General features: G+C 67.0%; 23 protein-coding genes and 1 pseudogene. 16 read left to right on the top strand and 8 right to left on the bottom strand.

Going from position 1 to position 22,771, the window contains the following annotated elements; genetic code table 11:
* From argC to ACLBWH_RS14270, 3 genes are read right to left on the bottom strand one after another with little or no spacing between them, the layout of a single operon-like run.
* Entirely contained in the window at positions 1-930 is a 930-nt protein-coding gene (gene argC, locus ACLBWH_RS14280; RefSeq protein WP_447799566.1) for an N-acetyl-gamma-glutamyl-phosphate reductase, read from the bottom strand.
* On the bottom strand, positions 927-1,187 hold the full coding sequence (locus tag ACLBWH_RS14275; RefSeq protein ID WP_447799565.1) for an SH3 domain-containing protein: 261 nt from the start codon (positions 1,185-1,187) through the stop codon (positions 927-929). Before ACLBWH_RS14275 ends, argC begins: the two co-directional genes overlap by 4 nt.
* Before the next feature lie 52 nt (positions 1,188-1,239).
* Positions 1,240-1,560 (bottom strand): MarR family transcriptional regulator, encoded by a 321-nt coding sequence (locus tag ACLBWH_RS14270; RefSeq protein WP_163958881.1) that lies wholly within the window; start codon positions 1,558-1,560, stop codon positions 1,240-1,242.
* Between the two features lie 304 nt (positions 1,561-1,864).
* Here ACLBWH_RS14270 and secG point away from each other — a divergent pair, with 304 nt between their 5' ends.
* From secG to ACLBWH_RS14250, 4 genes and pseudogenes are all read left to right on the top strand, one after another.
* Complete coding sequence (gene secG / locus ACLBWH_RS14265) at positions 1,865-2,212, top strand: preprotein translocase subunit SecG (protein WP_322849543.1); 348 nt, start codon at positions 1,865-1,867, stop codon at positions 2,210-2,212.
* Between the two features lie 89 nt (positions 2,213-2,301).
* Positions 2,302-3,936 carry a CTP synthase gene (locus ACLBWH_RS14260; RefSeq protein WP_447799564.1) on the top strand — a complete coding sequence of 545 codons (1,635 nt, stop codon included), beginning with the start codon at positions 2,302-2,304 and terminating at the stop codon, positions 3,934-3,936.
* Between the two features lie 67 nt (positions 3,937-4,003).
* A pseudogene (locus ACLBWH_RS14255) lies at positions 4,004-4,267 on the top strand (BrnT family toxin); the annotation flags it as partial.
* On the top strand, positions 4,248-4,550 hold the full coding sequence (locus tag ACLBWH_RS14250) for a BrnA antitoxin family protein (protein WP_447799563.1): 303 nt from the start codon (positions 4,248-4,250) through the stop codon (positions 4,548-4,550). The pseudogene ACLBWH_RS14255 and the gene ACLBWH_RS14250, both read left to right, overlap by 20 nt.
* Positions 4,551-4,595: 45 nt before the next feature.
* On the opposite strand, the gene ACLBWH_RS14245 is transcribed toward ACLBWH_RS14250, so the two are convergent.
* Positions 4,596-5,063, bottom strand: a complete 468-nt coding sequence (locus ACLBWH_RS14245; protein WP_322849539.1) for an Hsp20 family protein — start codon at positions 5,061-5,063, stop codon at positions 4,596-4,598.
* 256 nt (positions 5,064-5,319) lie between these two features.
* Between ACLBWH_RS14245 and ACLBWH_RS14240 the strand changes: the two genes are divergently transcribed.
* From ACLBWH_RS14240 to ACLBWH_RS14220, 5 genes are all read left to right on the top strand, one after another.
* Entirely contained in the window at positions 5,320-7,824 is a 2,505-nt protein-coding gene (locus ACLBWH_RS14240; protein ID WP_447799562.1) for a TonB-dependent receptor, read from the top strand.
* 588 nt (positions 7,825-8,412) lie between these two features.
* On the top strand, positions 8,413-9,657 hold the full coding sequence (locus ACLBWH_RS14235) for a lipoprotein-releasing ABC transporter permease subunit (RefSeq protein ID WP_447799561.1): 1,245 nt from the start codon (positions 8,413-8,415) through the stop codon (positions 9,655-9,657).
* Positions 9,650-10,321, top strand: a complete 672-nt coding sequence (locus ACLBWH_RS14230) for an ABC transporter ATP-binding protein (protein WP_322849536.1) — start codon at positions 9,650-9,652, stop codon at positions 10,319-10,321. The genes ACLBWH_RS14235 and ACLBWH_RS14230 overlap by 8 nt, the downstream gene beginning before the upstream one ends.
* Positions 10,318-10,911, top strand: a complete 594-nt coding sequence (locus tag ACLBWH_RS14225) for a GNAT family N-acetyltransferase (RefSeq protein WP_447799560.1) — start codon at positions 10,318-10,320, stop codon at positions 10,909-10,911. Before ACLBWH_RS14230 ends, ACLBWH_RS14225 begins: the two co-directional genes overlap by 4 nt.
* Positions 10,908-11,387 carry a glutathione peroxidase gene (locus ACLBWH_RS14220; protein ID WP_447799559.1) on the top strand — a complete coding sequence of 160 codons (480 nt, stop codon included), beginning with the start codon at positions 10,908-10,910 and terminating at the stop codon, positions 11,385-11,387. The genes ACLBWH_RS14225 and ACLBWH_RS14220 overlap by 4 nt, the downstream gene beginning before the upstream one ends.
* 61 nt (positions 11,388-11,448) lie before the next feature.
* On the opposite strand, the gene ACLBWH_RS14215 is transcribed toward ACLBWH_RS14220, so the two are convergent.
* Positions 11,449-12,030 (bottom strand): HdeD family acid-resistance protein, encoded by a 582-nt coding sequence (locus ACLBWH_RS14215; RefSeq protein ID WP_447799558.1) that lies wholly within the window; start codon positions 12,028-12,030, stop codon positions 11,449-11,451.
* A gap of 97 nt (positions 12,031-12,127) precedes the next feature.
* On the opposite strand from ACLBWH_RS14215, the gene dnaE reads away from it, so the two are divergent.
* Together dnaE and moaB are read left to right on the top strand one after the other, a co-directional pair.
* A complete protein-coding gene (gene dnaE, locus ACLBWH_RS14210; RefSeq protein WP_447799557.1) occupies positions 12,128-15,628 on the top strand; it encodes a DNA polymerase III subunit alpha in 3,501 nt (1,166 codons plus the stop codon).
* A gap of 3 nt (positions 15,629-15,631) precedes the next feature.
* Entirely contained in the window at positions 15,632-16,159 is a 528-nt protein-coding gene (gene moaB, locus ACLBWH_RS14205; RefSeq protein WP_447799556.1) for a molybdenum cofactor biosynthesis protein B, read from the top strand.
* A gap of 130 nt (positions 16,160-16,289) precedes the next feature.
* On the opposite strand, the gene ACLBWH_RS14200 is transcribed toward moaB, so the two are convergent.
* On the bottom strand, positions 16,290-16,631 hold the full coding sequence (locus tag ACLBWH_RS14200) for a VOC family protein (protein WP_447799555.1): 342 nt from the start codon (positions 16,629-16,631) through the stop codon (positions 16,290-16,292).
* Positions 16,632-16,688: 57 nt separating this feature from the next.
* On the opposite strand from ACLBWH_RS14200, the gene ACLBWH_RS14195 reads away from it, so the two are divergent.
* The 3 genes from ACLBWH_RS14195 (at position 16,689) to ACLBWH_RS14185 (ending at position 19,438) form a co-directional block, all read left to right on the top strand.
* Positions 16,689-17,768 carry a PA0069 family radical SAM protein gene (locus ACLBWH_RS14195; RefSeq protein ID WP_447799554.1) on the top strand — a complete coding sequence of 360 codons (1,080 nt, stop codon included), beginning with the start codon at positions 16,689-16,691 and terminating at the stop codon, positions 17,766-17,768.
* A gap of 48 nt (positions 17,769-17,816) precedes the next feature.
* Positions 17,817-19,193, top strand: coding sequence for a hypothetical protein (locus ACLBWH_RS14190; protein ID WP_447799553.1), 1,377 nt, complete (start codon positions 17,817-17,819; stop codon positions 19,191-19,193).
* Positions 19,194-19,288: 95 nt separating this feature from the next.
* On the top strand, positions 19,289-19,438 hold the full coding sequence (locus tag ACLBWH_RS14185; RefSeq protein WP_322849527.1) for a hypothetical protein: 150 nt from the start codon (positions 19,289-19,291) through the stop codon (positions 19,436-19,438).
* A 60-nt stretch (positions 19,439-19,498) separates the two neighbouring features.
* Here the strand turns inward: ACLBWH_RS14185 and ACLBWH_RS14180 are convergent, their stop codons facing one another.
* A complete protein-coding gene (locus ACLBWH_RS14180) occupies positions 19,499-19,996 on the bottom strand; it encodes a monooxygenase family protein (protein ID WP_447799552.1) in 498 nt (165 codons plus the stop codon).
* A gap of 57 nt (positions 19,997-20,053) precedes the next feature.
* On the opposite strand from ACLBWH_RS14180, the gene ACLBWH_RS14175 reads away from it, so the two are divergent.
* Entirely contained in the window at positions 20,054-20,626 is a 573-nt protein-coding gene (locus ACLBWH_RS14175; protein WP_322849525.1) for a TetR/AcrR family transcriptional regulator, read from the top strand.
* A gap of 35 nt (positions 20,627-20,661) precedes the next feature.
* Here the strand turns inward: ACLBWH_RS14175 and ACLBWH_RS14170 are convergent, their stop codons facing one another.
* Positions 20,662-21,882, bottom strand: a complete 1,221-nt coding sequence (locus ACLBWH_RS14170; protein ID WP_447799551.1) for an NADP-dependent isocitrate dehydrogenase — start codon at positions 21,880-21,882, stop codon at positions 20,662-20,664.
* A 147-nt stretch (positions 21,883-22,029) separates the two neighbouring features.
* On the opposite strand from ACLBWH_RS14170, the gene ACLBWH_RS14165 reads away from it, so the two are divergent.
* Positions 22,030-22,761, top strand: a complete 732-nt coding sequence (locus ACLBWH_RS14165; protein WP_447799550.1) for a phosphatidylserine decarboxylase — start codon at positions 22,030-22,032, stop codon at positions 22,759-22,761.
* Positions 22,762-22,771: the final 10 nt, after the last annotated feature.

Here is a 22,771-nt window from a genome sequence, read left to right as displayed (position 1 = left end):
TTAAACGATCAGGCCGGCCAGGGGATCGAGCCCGGCCATGATGTTGAGATTCTGCACGGCGGCGCCACCGGCGCCCTTGCCGAGATTGTCGAGCGTGGCGATCAGCCGCACCTGCCCGCTGTCGGCATTGCCGCAGACGCGCAAGGTCATGCGATCGGTGCCGCTATTCTCCTCGATCGTCACCGCGGCGACGTCGCCGCTCGCGACCGAGATCAGCGCGCTGTCGACATAAGCCGCGGCGAGCGTCTCCTCGACTGCGGTGAGGCTCGGCCGGCCGGGGATTTGTGCCAGCGCGAGCGGCACCTCGCCGAGCATGCCGCGGTTGAGCCGCGCCACCGCCGGCGCGAACACCGGCGGGTGGGCGAGGCCGGCATGCGCGCGCATTTCGGGCAGATGCTTGTGCGCCAGCGTCAGCGCATAGGCACGCAGCGCCGTATCGACGCCGCCGCCCTCGAATTCCGTGATCATCGCCTTGCCGCCACCCGAATAGCCCGACACCGCATTATAGGTCAGCGGCCAGTCGGCGGGGATCAGCCCCGCCCGCACCAGCGGCGCGACCAATGCAAGGAAGGCGGTGGGATAGCAGCCGGGATTGGACACGAAGCGCGCCGCGGCGATCCGCTCTGCCTGCCCCTCGGCCAGCTCGGGGAAGCCATAGGTCCAGCCCTCGGCGACGCGATGCGCCGACGAAGCGTCGATCAGCCGCGTCGTGCCGCCGCGGACCAGCGCCGCCGCCTCGCGCGCCGCCTCGTCGGGGAGGCAGAGGATCGCGATATCGGCATCGTTGAGCGCCTCGGCGCGTGCGTCGGCGTCCTTGCGGCGTGATTCGTCGAGCGTGACGACGGCGATGTCGGTGCGGCCGCTCAGCCGCTCGCGGATATCGATACCGGTGGTGCCGACGGCACCGTCGATGAACACGGTGACGCTCATGCTGCGCTCGCCTTGTCGAGGATGGCGCGGTCGACATAGCCGACCAGGTCCAGACCAATCGCGCGGCCCCAGGCATGGCGACCGGCGAGTTCGAGCACCTCGAACACGTCACCCGCTGAGAGCGATGCGATCGGCTCGCTCATGTTGCGATCGGCGAAGACACCGGCGTCGCGCAGCGCCACCGCCGCCATCGGCGCGGCATAATGCGGCGCGAACACCTGTTCGGCGAGGCGGACGTCGGCCAGATCGCCGCGCACCGCATGCGTCCGGGGATCGAGCGTGACCGACGGGCCGGTGAGCGCGAACGCCCTACGCGAGGGCTGGCTGGAGCGACCTGGCGTCGCCTTCGCCAAGGAATTGCCCGAACTCTTCAAGAAACTCTGCCCCTTCGGAAGTACGCGCGACGAAGATGTTGCGCTTGTCGCTGTCGTCGCGTTGCCGGCGCAGATAGCCGAGCGCACCCAGCCTGTTCAAGGCGCGCGTGACGACGGGCTTCGATACGTTGAGCGCCCGGGCCAAACCGCGGACGGTATGCGGGCCGGGATTGAGGTAGACGAGGAGGAGCAGCGCCATCTGCCGGTTGGTGAGATCGGGTTCGCCCGACCGCACGTAATCCACCAGGGCCGTCATCCACGTCGCGAGTGATTGCGCGGCAGTTCCCACGATCAAATATCCGTTTCTGCGCCATTTTCGGGGCTTTGTTTCGCGGTCATAACGCCCCCGCACGGTGCAGGTTTCCGGTAAACGGACGGGCAGGGTGAATAAGTCGTCCCGGTATGTCTGCGGAAGGACGGCAGGGTCGGCGACGGGGCCTGGAAATGCGACACGGCGGGCGATCCTCCCGCATGCCATCGCGGCCGCCGCACCGGCACGGTTGATCGTTTCGCGACCCTCGCCTATGTGCGCGCCTTCATCCGAGTTTCCGGGACCATAGATGTTCACCTTCCTCCTCGTCGTTCATGCCATCATCGCCGCGGCGCTCGTGACGGTGATCCTGATGCAGCGGTCGGAGGGTGGCGGTCTCGGCATGGGTGGCAGCCCGTCGGGGCTGATGTCGGCACGCGGCGCGGCGGACTTCCTCACCCGGATGACCTCGATCCTCGCGACGGTGTTCGTCGGTATGTCGATCGCGCTCGCCTTCATCGCGGCGCACCGCCAGACGCAGACGATCGACACCTCGCTCGCCCGCACGCCCCCGGCGGCGGCACCGGCACCGGCGCCTGCCCAGGATGCGGTGCCCAACGCCCCCGCGGACAATGCCGCGGTGCCGCTCCAGCGCTAAGCCGCTGATCCGTTCATCGTGAATCGCGCGCGGGGCCGACCCGCGCGCTCTTGTCGTTCGACCCCATAACACGCTAGGCGATTTCTCCCATGGCGCGGTACATCTTCATCACCGGCGGCGTGGTCTCGTCGCTCGGCAAAGGCCTCATGGCGGCCTCTCTCGCAGCTTTGCTCCAGGCGCGCGGCTACCGCGTCAGGATTCGCAAGTTCGATCCCTATCTCAACGTCGATCCCGGCACGATGAGCCCGTATCAGCACGGCGAGGTCTACGTCACCGATGACGGTGCGGAGACCGATCTCGACCTCGGCCATTACGAGCGGTTCACCGGCGTCGCCTCGCGTCAGTCGGACAACGTCACCTCGGGGCGCATCTACAAGACGATCATCGAGCGCGAGCGGCGCGGCGACTATCTCGGCGCGACGGTGCAGGTGATCCCGCATGTCACCGACGCGATCAAGGCGTTCGCCCGCGCCGAGACGGACGATCTCGATTTCGTGCTCTGCGAGATTGGCGGCACCGTCGGCGACATCGAGTCGCTGCCGTTCATCGAGGCGATTCGCCAGCTCAAGAACGAGGTCGGCCGCGGCAATGCGATCAGCATCCACGTCACGCTCGTCCCCTATATCGCCGCCGCCGGCGAGCTGAAGACCAAGCCGACGCAGCATTCCGTGCGCGAGCTTGCCGCATTGGGCGTGCAGCCCGATGTGCTGGTCTGCCGCTGCGAACATCCGCTGCCGCCGTCGGAGCGCGCCAAGATCGCGCTGTTCTGCAACGTGCCGGAAAGCGCGGTCATCCCGGCGCTGGACGCCAAGAGCATCTATGCGGTGCCGCTGCAATATCACGGCGAGGGCCTCGATTCGGAGGTGCTGCGCGCCTTCGGCATCACGCCGTCCTCGGCGCCCGACCTCAGCCGCTGGACCGACATCATGGACCGGCTCACCAACCCCGAGGGCGAGGTGACCGTCGGCGTCGTCGGCAAGTATGTCGGCCTGCAGGACGCCTACAAGTCGCTCAACGAGGCGCTGGTGCACGGCGGCATCGCCAACCGGGTCAAGGTCAACGTCCGCTGGATCGATGCCGAGATCTTCGAGAATGACGACAGCGAGATCGTCAGCCAGCTCGAACCGTGCGACGCAATCCTCGTCCCCGGCGCGTTCGGCGAGCGTGGCGCGGAGGGCAAGATCAAGTCGGTCAAATTCGCCCGCGAGCGCGAGATCCCTTATTTCGGCATCTGCTTCGGCATGCAGATGGCCTGCGTCGAGGGCGCGCGCGACCTCGCCGGCATCGCCGGTGCCTCGTCGACCGAATTCGGTCCGACCGACGAGCCGGTGGTCGGCCTGATCACCGAATGGATGGGTCGCGACGGGCTGGAGAAGCGCGAGGAGCAGGGCGACATGGGCGGCACGATGCGGCTCGGCGCCTACGAGGCGGCGCTCGACGGCAACAGCGTCGTCGCGTCGATCTATGGCGACACGGTGATCCACGAGCGTCATCGCCACCGCTACGAGGTCAACACCGGCTATAAGGACGCGCTGGAAAAGGGTGGGCTGGTGTTCAGCGGCATGTCGCCCGACGGCACGCTGCCCGAAATCGTCGAGCGGCCCGATCACCCATGGTTCGTCGGCGTCCAGTTCCACCCGGAGCTGAAGAGCAAGCCGTTCGATCCCCACCCGCTGTTCGCCAGCTTCATCCAGGCGGCGCTGACCAAGAGCCGGCTGGTCTGACCTTGACGATTGCCGTAGTGTACGTACATTCTGGTACGGCGTTACGGTCTTCGAGTTCGACCCGGCCAAGGCGGCGGCGAATGTCGCGAAGCATGGCGTGTCGTTCGCGCTGGCGCAGGCGGTCTGGGACGACCCGCTGCATGTCATCGTGCCCGATCGCGTGGCCGACGGCGAGCGACGGTATCATGCGATCGGCATGGTGGGTCATGTCGTCTTGCTGGTCGTCGTCCATATGTATCCCGAAGGGGAGGACGCAGACCGGGTGCGGATCATCGGCGCGCGCCGTGCGACGCGCCATGAGAGGAGGCGATATGAAGAAGACGCGACTTGATCCTGCCTTGCAGCGCGAAGCCGAGCAACTCGCGGCGCTGGCGGACGAGACGATCGACACCGCGGACATTCCGGAGGCGCCCGCGGCGGCGTGGCGCGATGCAGTCCGCCCCGGCCTTTACCGGCCGGTCAAGCAGCCGGTAACCTTGCGGCTCGACGCCGATATCGTCGCCTGGTTCAAGGATCACGCGGTCGGAGCGGGTTATCAAACGGAGATCAACCGCGTGCTGCGCGATCATGTCGCCAGCACCGATCGTCGTGCTGCGAAGGGTACATCGGCCTGATCTAGCAAGGCGCCCGGACCGATCGGCCCGGACGCCCCCGACCGGTTAGGCGGCTTCGGCCACGTCCGGCGTGTTCTCGACCGCGGCAAGCGGTGCGCCGGTCTTGATCGCGATCGTCTTGGGCTTCATCGCCTCGGGCACTTCGCGGACCAGGTCGATGACGAGCAGGCCGTCGCTGAGACGGGCATCCTCGACGAAGACGAAATCGGCGAGTTCGAAGCGGCGTTCGAAGCTGCGATTGGCGATGCCGACGTGCAGGAAATTGGCGTTGCCCGCCTTGTCGTCCTTCTTGCCGGAGACCAGCAGCAGGTTCTGCTGCGCGGTGATCTCGATCTCGTCGCGCGAGAAGCCGGCGACCGCGAGCGTGATGCGATAGCGATCCTCGGCGAGGCGTTCGAGGTTGAAGGGCGGGTAATTCTCCGCGGTGGCGGCGCGCGCGTTGGTTTCCAGCATGTCGAACAGACGGTCGAAACCGATGGTCGAGCGGCGATAGGGGGTCAGGTCGAGTCGCATGTCAAATCCTCCGCGAGAAGCGAGTTGAACGACGGCATCCACGGACGTGCGATGCCGGTACACGGCCCAACAATCGGCGCCGTGCAGCGGGGATTTCGGTTCGCGCCAATCCCGGTTCAAGAGGGGGTTCGCCACCCCGTTCGGTAATTTTTCGCGTCTGCGCCGAAGCCCCGCTTTGCCGCCGCGAAGCATCTCCATCTTTGAACATCCCCCGAACCAGTGGAGTTTGCAGTCAAAATCACATCAGGGAAACCGCATGTCGCTCACGCTCGCCCTTCTTCTCGCCGGCCAGACCGCCGCTGCCGCCGCCGCACCCGGCGCGGCGCAGGACGATGCCGCACCGGCGACGGCGCCCGCCGGGGCGAGCGAAGATGCCCGGCCGGCCGCTGCGGCGGCGGGCAGCGGCGACATCCTCGTCACCGCGCGCCGCCGGGCCGAATCGGTGCAGCGGGTGCCGATCGCCATGTCGGTGGTCGGCGGCGCCGAGATCGACCGGACCGGCGCGTTCAACGTCAACCGGCTCCAACAGCAGCAGCCCTCGCTGCAATTCTTCTCGAGCAACCCGCGCAATTCGGCGATCAACATTCGCGGCTTGGGCGCGCCGTTCGGCCTGACCAACGACGGGATCGAACAGGGCGTCGGCTTCTATGTCGACGGCGTCTATATCGGCCGCATCGGCGCCTCGACGTTCGACTTCGTCGACGTCGACCGGGTCGAGGTGCTCCGCGGGCCGCAGGGTACGCTCTATGGCAAGAACACCACCGCCGGCGCGCTCAACGTCACCACCCGCCCGCCGAGCTTCACGCCCGAAGGGCGCGCCGAGATCAGCGTCGGCAATTATGACTTCGTCCAAGCCAAGGCATCGATATCCGGCCCGTTGTCGGACACGGTCGCGCTGCGGCTGTCGAGTTCGGCGACGACGCGCAAGGGCACGATCTACGACGTCACCTCGCAGCAGGACCTGCACCGCCAGCGCAACCTGGGGCTGCGCGGGCAATTGCTGTGGAACGCCACCGACTCGCTGCATTTCACCTTGTCGGGCGACTTCAACGTCCAGAACCCGGAATGCTGCGTGCAATATTATGCGCGGGTCGGCACGACGCAGCGGCCGATCGCACGCCAATATGACGCGCTGGCCGCGGCGCTCAATTACGCACCGCCCAGCCGCGATCCGTTCGACCGCCGCACCGATCTGGATGCCGCGATCAACTCGCGCCAGGAGGTGGGCGGTGCCTCGCTCGTCGCCGATTGGGACCTCGGCCCGGCGACGCTGACCTCGGTCAGCGCCTGGCGCTATTGGGACTGGCAGCCGCAGAACGATCGCGACTTCACCGGCCTACCGATCACCACCGTGTCGCAGAATCCATCGCAGCAGAAACAGGTGTCACAGGAACTGCGCCTCGCCTCGAACGGCACCAACCGGCTCGATTATACCGTCGGCGCCTTCCTGTTCCACCAGACGATCGATACCCAGGGCTCGCAGGTGCAGGGACCGGCGGCGAGCCGCTTCCTGCTGTCGGGCATCGACGCCAACAATCCCAACGTGCTCAACGGCCTGACCTCGACCAACACGATCACGTTCGACAACACCAGCTTCGCGGTGTTCGGCAAGCTCAACTGGGCGCTGACCGATGCGCTGCACATCCAGCCCGGCCTGCGCGTCAATTACGACCGCAAGTCGGGCTTCTACGAATCGGTCGTGAGTATCGCCAACAGCCAGTATAATTTCACCGCCACGGCGGATAACGTCGCGACGTTGCGGCTCAGTCAGCCAGCGGGCGCGGCGCGCACAACCTTCCAGAACCAGATCAACACGCTTGCGCCACAGCGCTACAGCCCGAAGTTCAGCGCGTGGAACACCTCGGGTGACATCACCATCTCTTATGATTTCACGCCCGAAATCCATGGCTACGCGACCTATGCGCGCAGCTTCAAATCGGGCGGGATCAATCTGTCCGGCTTACCGCTGAATCAGGATAGCACCGGCGTCGACCTCTCCACGCAGACGGTGAAGCCCGAGAAGGTCAACAATTACGAGATCGGCCTCAAGACGCAGTTCCTCGATCGCCGGCTGACGCTCAACCTCGCCGGCTTCTGGACCGACGTCTTCGATTATCAGGCGACGGTGAACAACAATGCGATCAACGTGATCCGCGGCTATCTCGCCAACGCCGGCGAGGTGCGGTCACGCGGCGTCGAATTCGATACCAGCTTCCGCCCGAGCAAGCGGCTCAACCTGTACGTCAGCGGCGCCTTTACCGACGCCACATATGTCGACTTCAAGAACGCGCCATGCCCGCCAGAACTGTCCGGCGGCAGCGCCGCGAGCCTGACCAATCCGGCAAGCCCCGCCGGTCAGGCCGGAAGTTCGACTCAACCCTCGTACAGCCCGGCGCAATGCGACATCTCCGGCCAGCGCCTGCCGGGCATCTCGAAATGGTCCTTCTCCTACGGCGGCGAATATAACCTCCCCGTCGATGGCTCGGGCGGCGAGGTCTATGTCGGCTATGACGGCAATTACCGGTCGCGTTTCTCGTCCAACCCGTCGCCGTCTGCCTATACGTGGATCGAGGGTTATTCGATCTCCAACGTTCGCGCCGGTTATCGCAAGGACGATTTCAACGTCTTCGGCTGGGTTCGCAACGCGTTCGACCAGAATTACTTCGAATTGCTGTCGACCCAGTCGGGCAACACCGGTCTGGTTGTCGGCCAGCCGGGCGATCCGCGGACGTATGGAGCCACCGTGTCGAAGCGGTTCTAGGCCGATCGACATTCAACTCGTGCACGATGACAATTCCTCCCCCTGGCGGGGGAGGACTTACATTACGACGATGAATGGTGGCGCATACCGTTGCCGTCATCGCGACCATGGGTCCCGACTTTCGTCGGGATGACGAAGAAGCCAAGCGCGCCGCCCAAACCGGATTCGGTCCGGAATCGCAGATATTTCGGTCCGCGTTATGACCCGGTTCAGGATTGTTCGGCAATAAACAGGATCGCCGGACAGGGGGCGCGACCTGGAAGCTCCCTCCCTCTGCCCGGCTACTCTGGTCTAAATCTGCGGCGGACAAGCAAACGCCCGGACCGTTGCCGATCCGGGCGCCTGCGTGACGAGAAAACCCGTCAGCCCCCTTAGGTCGTTTCCCGACGATCGCGCGTTGTTTCGCTGCGCTGCCGTTCCACTCTTCCCCGAACCACGGCCGTTGCCTGTGTCTCAGTAAGTCTTTGCTAGGCAGCACTGCCGGCTTTGTCACCGGCTATGTGGAGGGCCGGAATCGATTGCCCGAAACCTGTGTCGAATCCGCAACATTTGTTGCTTGTGACTCGCACGTCACCTAGAGGTCCGGCCATGCTCCTCTCACGCTACGAACGGATGATCGCCCGGCGCTACCTGCTCCCGGGCAAGGGCGAGGCGTTCATCTTCCTAGTCGCCTCGATCAGCCTCGTCGCGGTGATGCTCGGCGTCGCCGCGCTCGTCATCGTGATGAGCGTGATGAACGGCTTCCGCGCCGAACTGTTCGACAAGATCGTCGGGCTAAATGGCCATGCCGTCATCCAGGGCGTCGGCGGCCGCCTGCCCGACTGGCGCGAGATCGTCGCCGAGGCGCGCCGGACGCCCGGCGTCACCTCCGCGACGCCGATGGTCGAACAGCCGCTCGCCGCGACCTATAACGGCCGCGCCGAAGGCGTGCTGGTCCGCGGCGTCCGCATGGCCGACGTCAAGCCGGTGATCGGCGACAAGCTCGTCATGGGGACGCTCGCCGGCATCGCACCGGGCAACGGCCGCATCGCGATCGGTTCGCGGTTGGCCGAGGCGCTCGGCGCGCAGGTGGGCAGCGAAATCTCGCTGTTCAATCCGCAGGGGCAGGCGACGCCGTTCGGCACCGTGCCGCGCATCGTCAACTATACGGTCGGCGCCATTTTCGAGATCGGGCTGTACGATTACGACAAAGCCTACGTCATCATGCCGATCGAGGATGCGCAGACGCTGCTGCTGCTCGGCGACAACGTCAGCCAGATCGAGTTGCAGACGGTCGATCCCGACAAGGTCGCGCCGATCCTCGCCCCGCTCGCCGACAAGCTGCGCGGCGGTGCGGTGATCGCCGACTGGCGCAGCATGAACGCGCAGCTGTTCCAGGCGCTGGAGGTCGAGCGGGTCGCGATGTTCACCGTGCTGTCGATCATCATCCTCGTCGCGGTGTTCAACATCCTGTCGTCGCTGATCATGCTGGTCCGCGCCAAGACCCGCGACATCGCGATATTGCGGACGATGGGAGCGACGCGGGTCGGATTGATGCGCATCTTCATGGTCGTCGGCACCACGATCGGCGCGCTCGGCACGCTCGCCGGACTGGCGCTCGGCTTCGTCTTCCTGTTCTACCGGCAGGCGGTGGTGAACCTCGTCCAGCTCGTCACCGGGCAGAACCTGTGGGACCCGTCGATCCGCTATCTCACCGAATTGCCGTCAAAGCCCGATCCGGTCGAGATCGTCATCATCGCGCTGATGGCGCTGGTGTTCAGCTTCCTCGCCACGCTCTATCCGGCGTGGAAGGCGGCAAGCACCGATCCGGTACAGGTGCTGCGCTATGAATGACGTCCTCCGCACCACCGGCCTGACCCGCAGCTTCCGCCAGGGCGAGGAGACGATCCACGTCCTGCGCGGCGTCGATCTGTCGGTCGCGCCGGGCGAGATCGTCGCGCTCGTCGGCCCGTCGGGGTCGGGCAAGTCGACGCTGCTGCAGGCGGTCGGCCTGCTCGAAGGCGGCTTCCAGGGCTCGATCATGATCGGCGGCGAGGAGGCGGCGAAGCTCGACGCGCATGGCCGCACGATCATGCGCCGCGACCGCCTGGGCTTCGTCTACCAGTTCCACCATCTGCTGCCCGACTTCAACGCGACCGAGAATGTCGTGCTGCCGCAGCTCGTCCACGGCGCCGAGCGCAAGCCGGCCGACGATCGTGCGGTGGCGTTGCTCACCGCGCTCGGCCTCGGCCATCGCCTGACCCACCGGCCGAGCCAGCTCTCCGGCGGCGAGCAGCAGCGCGTCGCCGTCGCGCGTGCGCTCGCCAACCGGCCGGCGCTGGTGCTCGCCGACGAGCCGACCGGCAATCTCGACGAACATACCGCCGACGTGGTGCTCGCCGAACTGCTGCGGCTGGTCCGCGGCGAGGGGTCGGCGGCGCTGATCGCGACGCATAACGAGCGGCTGGCGCAGCGGATGGACCGCGTCGTCCGCCTGCACGAGGGCGTGCTGACGTGACGCTCTGGCGCGAGACGCCGACGCTGATCGGGCGTCACGTCACGCTGCGGCCGCTGGTGCGCGCCGACCGGGATGCGCTGGTCGCCGTCGCCGCGGCGGACGATCTGTGGGACACGTTCTACGCCAATGTCGCGCAGCTCAAGAACGCGGATCGCTGGATCGAGACGTCGTTCGCGCAAGCCGATTACGGCCGCGCGCTCCTGTTCGCGGTATGCGATCCGGCGGGGCAGGTGATCGGCACCACGCGCTATATGCGGATGGCGCCGGGGCATCGCCGGCTCGAGCTCGGCGGCACCTTCTACGCCAAGGCGGTGCAGCGCACCGGCGTCAACACCGAGGCCAAGCTGCTGCTGCTCACGCATGCGTTCGAAGCTTTGGTTTGCCAGTGCGTGCAGATCCGCACCGATTCGCTCAACAAGCGCAGCCAGACGGCGATCGAACGGCTCGGCGCGACGAAGGACGGCGTGCTACGCGGGCATCAGCGGATGGCCGACGGCCGGTTGCGCGATACCGTCGTCTATTCGATCCTCGACCGCGAATGGCCGGGTGTGAAGCAGAACCTCCACTTCCTGCTGGCGAGGCACGCATGACTGCGATCACCGACTTCACCGTTACCGGTGCCGACGGCGCCGCCGCATCGCTCAATCGTTGGGCGGGGCAGGTGCTGTTGATCGTCAACACCGCATCGAAATGCGGCTTCACGCCGCAATATGAGGGGCTGGAGGCGCTGCATCGGCGCTTCGCCGACCGCGGTTTCGAAGTGCTCGGCTTCCCCTGCAATCAATTCGGTGCGCAGGAGCCGGGCGACGCCGCCGAGATCGCCAGTTTCTGCTCGCTGAGCTATGACGTGACCTTTCCGGTGTTCGCCAAGGTCGACGTCAACGGGGCAGGGGCCGATCCCCTGTTCGTGCGGCTGAAGGCCGAGGCGCCGGGGCTGCTGGGGTCGAAGGCGATCAAGTGGAATTTCACCAAGTTTCTGGTGAACCGCGAGGGGAAGCTCGTCCGCCGCTACGCACCGACGACCAAGCCCGAAGAGATCGCTGGGGATATCGAAGCATTGCTGTAACGCTTACAATGTCCAGTACCCCGGCCTCCGCCGGGGTACTGGTCTTGCGCGAGAGGACCGCTCACACCTCCGGCGCGGCGAAGGCTTTCGCGCCGGTCTTGTGGTTGAGCGCCGACGCCACCGACGCGACGCCACCGAGCAGGAAGCTGATCCCGAGGATGAACCCCGGCAGCGTCAGCGCCGACCAGGGCAGCGTCGCCAGCACGTAGATCGCCAGCAGGATGTTGACCACGCCGAGGACGATCATCAGCCCCCGCCCGCGCTTGAACCGCGCGCCCAGCCCGATCTCCAGCGCACCGCGAATGCCGAGCCAGATCGCCACCAGCAGCGTCAGCGAGATCGCCGCCGTGGCGGGCGCGAAGGCCATCAGCAGGCCGATCACCAGCGACAGGATGCCGAAACCGATCGCATAGCCGCGCCCCTCATGCCCCCTGCCGGCGAAACCGGCGGCGATCGACACCAGTCCGGCGGCGATGAAGAACGCGCCGATCACCAACGTCGCGGCATAGGTCGCCGCGAACGGATTGAGGAAGGCGAGCACGCCGAGCACGATCGACAACACGCCATAAGCGAGGATCCAGCCCCAGCCGGCGCCGGCCGAGTCCGGCGTGAGCGGATTGGTGAAAGCATTCCTGTCCGACATCGACGTATCCTCCGTTGCCCTGCCGAAACGGAGTTATCCACGACCGGTTCCTCGCGCCGCCCTGTTCGAATCACGGCGGACGGACTAAGTCCCGGCAATGGCTCATTCCGGTTTCGTACCGCTCCGCATTTTCTCGTCCTACACGATGCTCGACGGGGCGATCGAGCCCAAGGCGATCGCCAAACAGGCGAAGGCGATGCGCTTTCCCGCCGCCGGCCTGACCGATCGCAACGGCCTGTATGCGGCGATGGCCTTTTCGGATGCCGCGAAGAAGGACGGCGTCCAGCCGGTGATCGGTACGATGCTGTGCGTCGCGCGGCCGGACATGCCCGACGGCGTCGTCGTGCCGCTCGACTGGATCGCGCTCTATGCGCAGGATTCGACGGGCTATGACAATCTGTGCGCGCTGGTCAGCCTCGCGCATCTCGAACGGCCGATCGAACTGCCCGCGCACGTCGATTTCGCCGCGCTGGAGGGGCGGACCGACGGCCTGATCGCGCTGACCGCGGGCGGCGAGGGTGCGCTCGCCCGGCTGATCCACGAGGACCAGCCGGCCCGCGCCGCCGCTTACCTCGACCGGTTGCAGGCGCTGTTCCCCGATCGCCTCTACATCGAGCTGGCCCGCCGCAGCGACGCGATCGAGGAGGCGGCCGAACAGGCGCTGATCGACTTCGCCTACGACCGCGATCTGCCGCTCGTCGCGACCAACCCCTGCTGTTTCTCGGACAGCGCCTTCCTCGACGCGCATGACGCGATGCTGTGCATCGCGCATTCGACCTATGTCGAGAGCGAGGATCGCATCCGCTCCTGCCCGGACGCATGGCTCAAGCCCGCCGAGACGATGCGGCAATTGTTCGCCGACCTGCCCGAGGCGATCGACAATACGCTGGTCGTCGCGCAGCGCTGCGCGGTGATGGCGCCCTATCGCAAGCCGATCCTGCCCAGCCTCGCCGGCGATCGCGAGGGCGAGGCGGCGATGCTGCGCGCCGAGGCGGCGGCGGGGCTGGAGAAGCGGCTCGACCGGATCGAACAGCTCGGCACCCAGCCCGCCGACGACCCCAATTGGCGCGACGCCTATCGCGCGCGGCTCGCCTTCGAGGTCGACGTCATCGTCCAGATGGGGTTTCCCGGCTATTTCCTGATCGTCGGCGACTTCATCAAATGGGCGAAGGATCACGACATTCCGGTGGGGCCGGGGCGCGGTTCGGGCGCCGGTTCGGTCGTCGCCTGGGCGCTGACCATCACCGATCTCGATCCGATGAAGCTGGGTCTGCTGTTCGAACGCTTCCTCAACCCGGAACGCGTCTCGATGCCCGACTTCGACATCGATTTCTGCGAAACCCGGCGCGGCGAGGTCATCCGCTACGTGCAGGAGAAATACGGCCGCGATCAGGTCGCGCAGATCATCACCTTCGGTAAGCTGAAGGCGCGCGCGGTGCTCAAGGACACCGGCCGCGTCCTCCAGATGAGCTATGGCCAGGTCGATCGCCTCGCCAAGCTGGTCCCCAACCACCCGACCGACCCGTGGGACCTCAAGCGCGCGCTCAACGGCGTGCCCGAGCTTGCCAAGGAATATTCGAACGACAATCAGGTCCGCCGCCTGCTCGATCTCGCCACCAAGCTCGAAGGCTTGCCGCGGCACTCCTCGACGCACGCCGCCGGCGTGGTGATCGGCGACCGGCCGCTCGCGCAGCTGGTGCCGCTCTACCGCGACCCGCGTTCGGACATGCCCGTCACCCAGTTCGACATGAAGTACGTCGAGGGCGCCGGCCTCGTGAAGTTCGACTTCCTCGGCCTCAAGACGCTGTCGGTGCTCAAGAAGGCCGTGCAACTCCTCGCCAAGCGCGGCATTTCGATCGATCTCGACGCATTGCTGTGGGACGACGAGGCGGTCTACAAATTGCTCCAGAAGGGCGACACGGTTGGCGTGTTCCAGCTCGAATCGGAGGGGATGCGCCGCACGCTCAGCGCCGTGCGCCCGACCAATTTCGGCGACATCATCGCGCTCGTATCGCTCTACCGCCCCGGCCCGATGGACAATATCCCGAGCTTCGGCCGCCGCAAGCAGGGCACCGAGCCGATCGTCTACCCGCACGACCTGCTCGAACCGATCCTGTCCGAGACCTACGGCATCTTCGTCTATCAGGAACAGGTGATGCAGGCGGCGCAGATCCTCGCCGGCTTCTCGCTCGGCGGCGCCGATCTGCTGCGCCGCGCGATGGGCAAGAAGATCAAGGCGGAGATGGACGCCCAGCGCGCGATCTTCGTCGAGGGCTGCGCCAAGGTGAACGGCATCGACAAGGCAAAGGCGAACGAATTGTTCGACTTGATCGACAAATTCGCCGGCTATGGCTTCAACAAGAGCCACGCCGCGGCCTACGCGCTGCTCGCCTATCAGACCGCGTGGCTGAAGGCGCATCACCCGGAGGAATTCTACGCCGCGTCGATGTGCTACGACATGGCGCAGACCGACAAGCTCTGCATCTTCGTCGACGACATGCGCCGGCTGGGCGTGGCGATCTGCGGCCCCGACATCAACAAGAGCGATGCCGAATTCGACGTCGAGGTGACCGAGGACGGCGGCCTCGCCGTCCGCTACGCGCTCGCCGCGCTGAAATCGGTGGGCGAGGGGGCGATGGAGAAGCTCGTCGTCGAGCGTAGCGCCAACGGCCCGTTCAAGAGCATCGACGATCTCGCCACCCGCGTCGATCCGCGCCTGATCAACAAGCGCCAGCTCGAAACGCTCGCCGCCAGCGGCACGTTCGACAGTTTCGACGCCAACCGCGCCGGCATCCACGCCGTCGCCGAGACGATCCTCGCCGTCGCCGCGCGCACGCACGAGGGCAAGACCAGCGGCCAGCACGGCCTGTTCGGCGCCGAGGATGTCGCCGGCGACGCGATCAAGCTGCCGGCGGGCGCGCGCTGGTCGATGGCCGATGCGATGGAGCAGGAGAAGGAGGCGTTCGGCTTCTATTTCTCGGCGCATCCGGTCGATCGCCACACCCATCTCGCCAAGATGCACGGCGCGCGCCAATATGTCGCGCTGACCGAGCTCAACATCCCCGAGGACGGCACCCGCGCCGGTGCGACGATGGCGGTGCTGGTCGAGGACGCCCGCTGGCGTACCTCGGCACGGGGCAAGCGCTATATGATGGCGACGCTGTCGGATGCGAGCGGCCAGTTCGTCGCCACCTGTTTCGATGATTCGGTCGCCGCCGAACTGGAGGACGCCGCGCGTTGCGGCGGCTGCGGCCTCATCACCGTCGAGCTCGACCGTCGCCCCGGCGAGGAGACGCCGCGCGTCTCGGTCAAGCGCATCCAGCCGTTCGAGGGGCTAGCGTCGATCGCGCGCTTCACGATCGAGGCGAAGGTCGCGCACGCCACCGCCTTTGCGGCGCTGTCGGCGTTGCTCGCGCATCACCGCGGTGCGCGCGGCGAGGTGCGCGCGCGCATTCCGGTGGAGGAGGGCGAGGCGACGGTGCTGCTCGGCCGCGACTTCCTGCTCGACATGGAATTGGTCGAGACGATCCAGGCGATCCCCGGCGTCAGCGACGTCGCGCTCGACCGCGTCGCTTCGCAATTGCGCTCGGTGGGCTGAGCCATGTCGATCGACACCAGCCTCGCTTTCCGCCCCGTCAACATCGCGGTGCTCACCGTTTCCGACACGCGCGGGCTCGCCGAGGATCGCTCGGGCGACACGCTCGTCGCGCGGATCGCGGCGGCGGGCCACGTCCTCGCCGACCGCGTCATCCTGCGCGACGATACCGACGCGATCGTCGCGCAGCTCCACCGTTGGATCGACGACGAGAGCGTCGATTGCGTCGTCACCACCGGCGGCACCGGCGTCACCGGCCGCGACGTCACGCCCGAGGCGGTCGAGCGCGTCGCGACCAAGATGATCCCCGGCTTCGGCGAGTTGTTCCGCTATCTCAGCTACGCCAAGATCGGCACCAGCACGGTCCAGTCGCGCGCCTGCGCCTGTGTCGCCCGCGGCACCTATATCTTCGCGCTGCCCGGCTCGACCGGCGCGGTGAAGGACGGCTGGGACGGCATCCTGCAGGACCAGCTCGACAGCCGCCACCGCCCCTGCAACTTCGTCGAGCTGATGCCGCGGCTGACGGAACGGTGATCGGCCAGCGGCTGTAGGCCGGCGCCGGCTCACCGGCGGAAAGCGCACGACGTCACTCCGAACCACCCGTCACCCCGGAACAAGCCCGGCATGACGGACAGTGGCTCACCGGGTCCGTCAAGAAACGAAATTAGCCCGCGTCCACCTGCATCACCGCCAGCTCGTGTCCATCGGGATCGGCGAAGTGGAACCGCCGCCCGCCGGGAAAGGCGAACACGGGCATCGTCACCCGCCCGCCGGCCGCCTCGACCGCGGCGAGCGCCGCATCGACATCCGCCACCTCGATCACCGGCAGCGCCGCCGCGGTCTGTTGGGCGGGATCGGCCTGGAACCCGATATCGGTATCCCCGCTCGTCGTCGCCGCATAGCTCGGCCCGAAATCGCTGAACCCCCAGCCGAACGCGGCGCCGTAGAAGGCCTTCGCCCGCGCCGTATCGGCCACCGGCAGTTCGAGATAGTTCAACCGCGCCATCGTATCGCTCCCATCAATGTTCTTGCTATGTTCTACGCGCCGGCCTAGCCCCGTGCAATGGCAAAGCCCCATGTCAAACGTGCCGTCCGCGGCGCCACGGTCAACACCGCGAGCCACCGCTTCAACCTGCCGCAGGTCGAGGCGGATGGCGACTGGCTCGACGCCCGCGCGGATATCGACGGTGCCGCCGCGCCGCTGCGCACCAGCGTCACCGTCGAACAGCCGCGCACGATCATCACCCGCAACAGCTCGCCCGACGTGTTCTTCGATCGCTCGATCAACCCCTATCGCGGCTGCGAGCACGGCTGCATCTATTGCTTCGCGCGGCCGACGCATGCCTATCACGATCTGTCCCCCGGCCTCGATTTCGAAACGCGGCTGTTCGCCAAGCCGCAGGCCGCCGCGCTGCTCCGCGCCGAACTCCGCAAGCCCGGCTATGCCGTCGCGCCGATCGCGCTCGGCACCAACACCGATCCCTATCAGCCGATCGAGCGCGACTGGCGGATCACCCGCGGCATCATCGAACTGCTCGCCGAGACGCGCCACCCGCTGACCATCACCACCAAATCCGATCGGGTGACGCGCGATATCGACCTGCTCGGCGCGATGGCTGCCGACGGTCTGGCAGGCGTGGCGATGTCGATCACCTCGCTCGACCCCAAGATCGCCGCGACGCTGGAACCGCGCGCGCCGCATCCCGAACGCCGGCTGAAGGCGGTGCGCGCGCTCGCCGATGCCGGCGTGCCCGTCTATGTCTCGATCGCGCCGGTGATCCCGTCGATCACCGATCACGAGCTGGAGGATCTGGTCGAGCGCGCCGCGGAGGCGGGTGCGACATCCTGTTTCTTCATCCCCGTCCGCCTGCCGCACGAGGTCGCGCCGCTGTTCCGGGCGTGGCTCGACGAACATTTCCCCGATCGCGCCGGCAAGGTGATGAGCATCATCCAATCGCTGCGCGGCGGCCGCGACAACGATCCCGATTTCTTCACGCGCATGCAGGGTGCCGGCCCCTGGGCGGAGCTGATGCGCACCCGCTTCCGGATCGCCTGCCGCAAGCACGGCCTCGGCAACCGCGGCCGGCCGCTGCGCACCGACCTGTTCCGCGCGCCCGCCGGGCCGCAGGGCGAGCTGTTCTGAACGGCGTTAGCGCCCCGCTAACCCTCCCGGCGCCATGACGGGCGCCGCATGACGCACCGGCTTTCCTGGCTGATCCTGATCCTCGCCGCGGTGGCGTTGCGGCTGCCCGATATCGGCAATCCGCTCGTCGACGTCGACGAACAGATGTACCTGCTCGTCGGCCAGCGGATGTGGGACGGGGCGATCCCCTATGTCGACATCTGGGATCGCAAGCCGATCGGCCTGTTCCTGATCGCCGCCGCCGCGCGCGGCCTGCCCGCCGATCCCGGCGTCGCCTATCATGTGCTCGCGCTCGCCGCCGCGGCGGCCACCGCCGGCCTGATCGCGACGATGGCGCGCCGCCATGCCGGTGCCGGTGGCGCACTCGCCGCGGGCCTGCTCTACCTCATCTGGCTGGAGCTGCTCGGTGGCCGCGGCGGGCAATCTCCGGTCTTCTACGATCTCGCCATCGTCGCGGCGGCGCTGCTGACCCGCGACACGATCGCCGGCCACCGCCGCGCCGCGATCCCGGCGATGCTGCTCGCCGGGATCGCCTTGCAGATCAAGCCCACCGCGGTCTTCGAAGGCGGGTTCCTCGGCATCGCGCTGCTCGTGGCCGTCTGGCAGCGCCATCGCAGCCCGGCGCGGCTCGCCGTAGCGGCCGCGCTCTACGCCGTCACCGCGCTGCTCCCGACGATCGCCGCCGCCGCGGCTTATGCCGCACTCGGCCATGGCGAGGCGTGGTGGTTCGCCAACGTCGAATCGATCTTCCTGCGGCAGGCGACCCCCGGCGATCCGGTCGCGGCGCGGCTCGCCGGCGTCGCGATCGTCCTGCTCGTCCCCGCCGGGCTCGCGGTGCGCGGGCTGGTTTTGCGACCCGATCGGTTCCTGACCGGCTGGCTCGCCGCGGCGGTGATCGGCTGGCTGCTCGTCCCGCCCTATTTCAATCATTACGCGCTGCCGCTGCTCGTCCCGATCGCGGTCGCCGCCGCGATCGCGCTTGATCGTCGCGCGATGCAGGCGCTCGCCGCCGCCGCGGCGGTGGCGCTGCTGCTGTTCAGCGGGTATCCGCATCGCGGCGAGACCGCCGATACGCGCCGGCGCCTCACCGCGCTCGCCGGGATCATCGATCGCGCCCGCGGGCAGGGCTGCCCGTTCCTCGTCCAGGCCCCGCCGGTGCTCTACGACGCGACGCATGCCTGCCTGCCGACGCGGTACCCGTTTCCGTTCCACCTCGTCGAAGCCAGCGAGGCGCACGCGATCGGCGTCGACCCGACGCAGGAGGTCGCCCGCATCCTCGCCGCCCGCCCGCCGGTGATCGCGATCGGCGACATCCCTCGCAACCGCCGCCGGCCGGTCGTGATCCTCGTCCGCCGCACGCTCGCGCGTCACTATCGCGTGATCGCCCGCGACCTCGGCGTCACCGTCTATCGCCGCGCCGGCTGATCGAGATCAGGACGGTTGCGACCGCGCGCCATTGCCGGGAACGACCGGGCCGACCGTCGGTTGGTCCCGGACGCCGTGTTGCAGAAGGACAGACGATGACCGACCCCGACCGCACCGAAGACCAGGACAAGAACGACCACAATATCGATCCGCTCGCGCCGACCGAGAATACCGACACCGAGGAATCGGGCGCCGGTTACGGCAATCACGGCGAAGGGCAGGGCAGCGTCAACGACAACGAATAATCCCTTCCGCCATCGTCCCGGCATGCGCCGGGACGTTGGATGAGGGTCAGGGGATGAGGGTCAGGCCGCGACGTCCCGCCGTTCCCGTGCATCCGCCATCAATCGATCGCGGCTCGACAGGAACGGCCCCTCCGGTCGCCGTGCCGGTGCGAAAGCCCCCAGCCCGACCGGATCGTCGATCCCCACGTAGATCGCCTCGATTCCCCCTTTGGCGCTATACGCCTCATGCCAGAACCCGCAGCCGTGGCGATCCGCGAGGAAGTCCCGCCACCAGCCGCTGTGCGGCGCCGAGCGGGTGAACCGGCCGAGGCTGTCGAGATCACGCCAATAATGGCGGATGCCGACGTGGTTCCAGCCGAACATCATGCCGTCATTGCCCAGCAATCCCTCGGGCGGCGAACGCCCGATCGTGGCGAGGCCGCGGCCGATCCGCATCAGCGCGGGCAGTCCTCGCAGGCTGCCGACCCGGAACCCGAGCAGCACCATCACCAGATCGGGATAGCCCGACAGGTCTACCGTCGCGCGCGCCGTCGCGGTTCGTCCATCCGTTTGCATCATCCGGCCTCCTTGTTTACACCGTAAGCTACCATCCCATGCTTACAGTGTAAACAGCTTATGACCACCGCACCTTCGCTCCGCCAGACGCTCGTCGATCATGCGATGCGGCTGCTTGACGCGGGCGAGCACGATCCCTCGCTCCGCGCCGTCGCGAGGGCGGCAGGGGTGTCGGCGATGGCGCCTTATCGCCATTTTCCGGACAGGAATGCGCTGCTCGGCGCGGTGGCGGCGGAAGGCTTTGCGACGCTGCATGGCCTGCTCGTCGCCGCCGATGAACGGGGTGGCGCCGTCGCGCCCGAACAGGCGCTGGTCGAACAGGGTCTGGCCTATGTCGGCTTCGCGCAGGCGCATCCCGCACTGTTCCGGCTGATGTTCACCGACGCGATCGCCGCCGCCGTGCACGTCAGCCCCGACTGCGCGGCCGAGGGCGACGCTTATGGTGTGCTCGCCGCGCGCGTCGCGACGCTCTGCCCGGATAGGGCCGCGGCTGCGACGATGGCCGCTTGGGCGCTGGTCCACGGTTTCGCGACGCTCGCGCTCGACCGCCGGCTGCCGCCCGAGCCCGACGCCGCCCGTGCCGCGCTCGCGCTGTTCGTCGCGGGTCTTACGAAAAAGGGCCCGGACGCTTAAGCGTCCGAGCCCCCGATCGTTTCAGGCGAAGGCGATCAGCCCCAGTTCGCCATCTTCTGCTCGAGGTTGGCGCGCACCGCCTCGAAGAATTGCTCGGTGGTCATCCACGGCTGGTGCGGCCCGATCAGGATCGCGAGATCCTTGGTCATCTGGCCGTTCTCCACGCACTCGATGCAGCACCGCTCCAGCGTCTCGGCGAACTTGGTCACCTCGGGCGTATCGTCGAACTTGCCGCGATACTTCAGGCCACCGGTCCAGGCGAAGATCGACGCGATAGGGTTGGTGCTGGTCGCCTTGCCCTGCTCGTGCTGGCGATAATGGCGCGTGACGGTGCCGTGCGCGGCCTCCGCCTCGACCGTCTTGCCGTCCGGCGTCAGCAGCACCGAGGTCATCAGGCCGAGCGACCCGAAGCCTTGCGCGACCTGATCCGACTGGACGTCGCCGTCATAGTTCTTGCAGGCCCAGACGAACTCGCCGTTCCACTTCAACGCCGAGGCGACCATGTCGTCGATCAGGCGATGCTCGTAGACGATGCCCGCTTCCTTGAACTTGTCCTTGAACTCGGCCTCGAACACCTCGGCGAACAGGTCCTTGAAGCGGCCGTCATAGGCCTTGAGGATCGTGTTTTTGGTGCTGAGATACACCGGCCACTTGAGGTTGAGGCCGTAATGCATCGAGGCGCGGGCGAAATCGCGGATCGAATCGTCCAGATTGTACATCGCCATCGCGACGCCGGAGCTGGGGAAATCGAAGACTTCGCGGTCGATCGTCTGGCCGTCGACGCCCTCGAAGACGAGGCGCAGCTTGCCGGGGCCGGGGACGAGGAAGTCGGTCGCGCGATACTGGTCGCCGAAGGCGTGACGGCCGACGACGATCGGATGCGTCCAGCCCGGGATCAGGCGGGGGACGTTCTTGATCACGATCGGTTCGCGGAAGATCGTTCCGCCCAGGATGTTGCGGATCGTGCCGTTGGGCGACTTCCACATCTTCTTGAGGCCGAATTCCTCGACGCGCTGCTCGTCGGGGGTGATCGTCGCGCACTTGACCGCGACGCCGTGCTTCTGCGTCGCCTTGGCGGCGTCGACCGTCACGCGGTCCTCGGTCGCGTCGCGATTCTCGATGCCGAGATCGTAATAATCGAGCTCGACGTCGAGATACGGCTTGATCAGGCGCTCGCGGATCCATTCCCAGATGATCCGCGTCATCTCGTCGCCGTCGATCTCGACGATCGGGTTCTTCACCTGAATCTTGGCCATATGCGCTTCCTGCGAGAGGGGATTTGCGCCGTCGTCTAGGCACAAGCGGGCAGGGGATCAACCATCTCGGACGGTTTGGCGGGGCGGGAGGCATGGTTGCCGGCAAAACGTTGTGTTGCATGAACGACACGGTTACACCGTGTGGTTATGCCATCGCTCGAAAAGCCACCGACCACCCCGCTGCCGACGACCACGGTGAAGTGGCGCTTCCCCTCCGTCCATCCCGAGGGTCACAAATACGCCGCCATCGCGCTCGGCATCACTTTGCTCGCGACGGTGATCACCAAGGTGCTGTTCTGGCCGTTGCTCGCCGTCGTCGTCTGGGTGCTGACCTTCTTCCGTGATCCGATCCGCACCACGCCGGTCGGCGACGGTCTCGTCGTCGCGCCCGCCGACGGGCTCGTTACGATGATCCAGCGGGTGGCGGTCCCGCGCGAACTGGTCGGCGAACTCGGCGAGGCGCCGCTGACGCGGGTTTCGATCTTCATGTCGGTGTTCGACGTGCATATCAATCGCACGCCGATCGCCGGTACGATCCGACAGGTCGTCTATATCAGCGGCAAATTCCTCAACGCCGATCTCGACAAGGCGTCCGACGAGAACGAGCGCCAGCATATCGTCGTCGAGGGGCGGGACGGGCGGCGCATCGGCTTCACGCAGATCGCCGGGCTCGTCGCGCGCCGTATCGTCCCCTTCGTCAAGCCGGGCGACATGGTCGCGACCGGCCAGCGGATCGGCCTGATCCGCTTCGGCAGTCGCGTCGACGTCTTCCTGCCCGACGACATCATCCCGCAAGTGACGCTCGGCCAACGCTCGATCGCCGGCGAGACCGTCATCGGTCGCGTCGGCGGCGCGCCCGTCACCGGCATCGCACAATGATCGGCAAATA

This window comes from Sphingomonas sp. M6A6_1c (genome assembly GCF_053345135.1).
Note: the sequence above shows the minus strand (reverse complement) of the source record. Positions and strands in the feature narration are given on the sequence as shown.

What these genes read in the sequence shown, in the direction of transcription:
- ACLBWH_RS14180 (WP_447799552.1), bottom strand. Translation starts at nt 19,996, where the DNA reads ATGATGCAAACGGATGGACGAACCGCGACGGCGCGCGCGACGGTAGAC.
- ACLBWH_RS14200 (WP_447799555.1), bottom strand. Translation starts at nt 16,631, where the DNA reads ATGGCGCGGTTGAACTATCTCGAACTGCCGGTGGCCGATACGGCGCGG.
- ACLBWH_RS14195 (WP_447799554.1), top strand. Translation starts at nt 16,689, where the DNA reads ATGGCAAAGCCCCATGTCAAACGTGCCGTCCGCGGCGCCACGGTCAAC.
- argC (WP_447799566.1), bottom strand. Translation starts at nt 930, where the DNA reads ATGAGCGTCACCGTGTTCATCGACGGTGCCGTCGGCACCACCGGTATC.
- ACLBWH_RS14250 (WP_447799563.1), top strand. Translation starts at nt 4,248, where the DNA reads ATGAAGAAGACGCGACTTGATCCTGCCTTGCAGCGCGAAGCCGAGCAA.
- ACLBWH_RS14185 (WP_322849527.1), top strand. Translation starts at nt 19,289, where the DNA reads ATGACCGACCCCGACCGCACCGAAGACCAGGACAAGAACGACCACAAT.
- ACLBWH_RS14235 (WP_447799561.1), top strand. Translation starts at nt 8,413, where the DNA reads ATGCTCCTCTCACGCTACGAACGGATGATCGCCCGGCGCTACCTGCTC.
- ACLBWH_RS14220 (WP_447799559.1), top strand. Translation starts at nt 10,908, where the DNA reads ATGACTGCGATCACCGACTTCACCGTTACCGGTGCCGACGGCGCCGCC.
- ACLBWH_RS14240 (WP_447799562.1), top strand. Translation starts at nt 5,320, where the DNA reads ATGTCGCTCACGCTCGCCCTTCTTCTCGCCGGCCAGACCGCCGCTGCC.
- ACLBWH_RS14245 (WP_322849539.1), bottom strand. Translation starts at nt 5,063, where the DNA reads ATGCGACTCGACCTGACCCCCTATCGCCGCTCGACCATCGGTTTCGAC.
- dnaE (WP_447799557.1), top strand. Translation starts at nt 12,128, where the DNA reads ATGGCTCATTCCGGTTTCGTACCGCTCCGCATTTTCTCGTCCTACACG.
- secG (WP_322849543.1), top strand. Translation starts at nt 1,865, where the DNA reads ATGTTCACCTTCCTCCTCGTCGTTCATGCCATCATCGCCGCGGCGCTC.
- ACLBWH_RS14230 (WP_322849536.1), top strand. Translation starts at nt 9,650, where the DNA reads ATGAATGACGTCCTCCGCACCACCGGCCTGACCCGCAGCTTCCGCCAG.
- ACLBWH_RS14165 (WP_447799550.1), top strand. Translation starts at nt 22,030, where the DNA reads ATGCCATCGCTCGAAAAGCCACCGACCACCCCGCTGCCGACGACCACG.
- ACLBWH_RS14260 (WP_447799564.1), top strand. Translation starts at nt 2,302, where the DNA reads ATGGCGCGGTACATCTTCATCACCGGCGGCGTGGTCTCGTCGCTCGGC.
- ACLBWH_RS14175 (WP_322849525.1), top strand. Translation starts at nt 20,054, where the DNA reads ATGACCACCGCACCTTCGCTCCGCCAGACGCTCGTCGATCATGCGATG.
- ACLBWH_RS14215 (WP_447799558.1), bottom strand. Translation starts at nt 12,030, where the DNA reads ATGTCGGACAGGAATGCTTTCACCAATCCGCTCACGCCGGACTCGGCC.
- ACLBWH_RS14190 (WP_447799553.1), top strand. Translation starts at nt 17,817, where the DNA reads ATGACGCACCGGCTTTCCTGGCTGATCCTGATCCTCGCCGCGGTGGCG.
- ACLBWH_RS14170 (WP_447799551.1), bottom strand. Translation starts at nt 21,882, where the DNA reads ATGGCCAAGATTCAGGTGAAGAACCCGATCGTCGAGATCGACGGCGAC.
- ACLBWH_RS14270 (WP_163958881.1), bottom strand. Translation starts at nt 1,560, where the DNA reads ATGACGGCCCTGGTGGATTACGTGCGGTCGGGCGAACCCGATCTCACC.
- moaB (WP_447799556.1), top strand. Translation starts at nt 15,632, where the DNA reads ATGTCGATCGACACCAGCCTCGCTTTCCGCCCCGTCAACATCGCGGTG.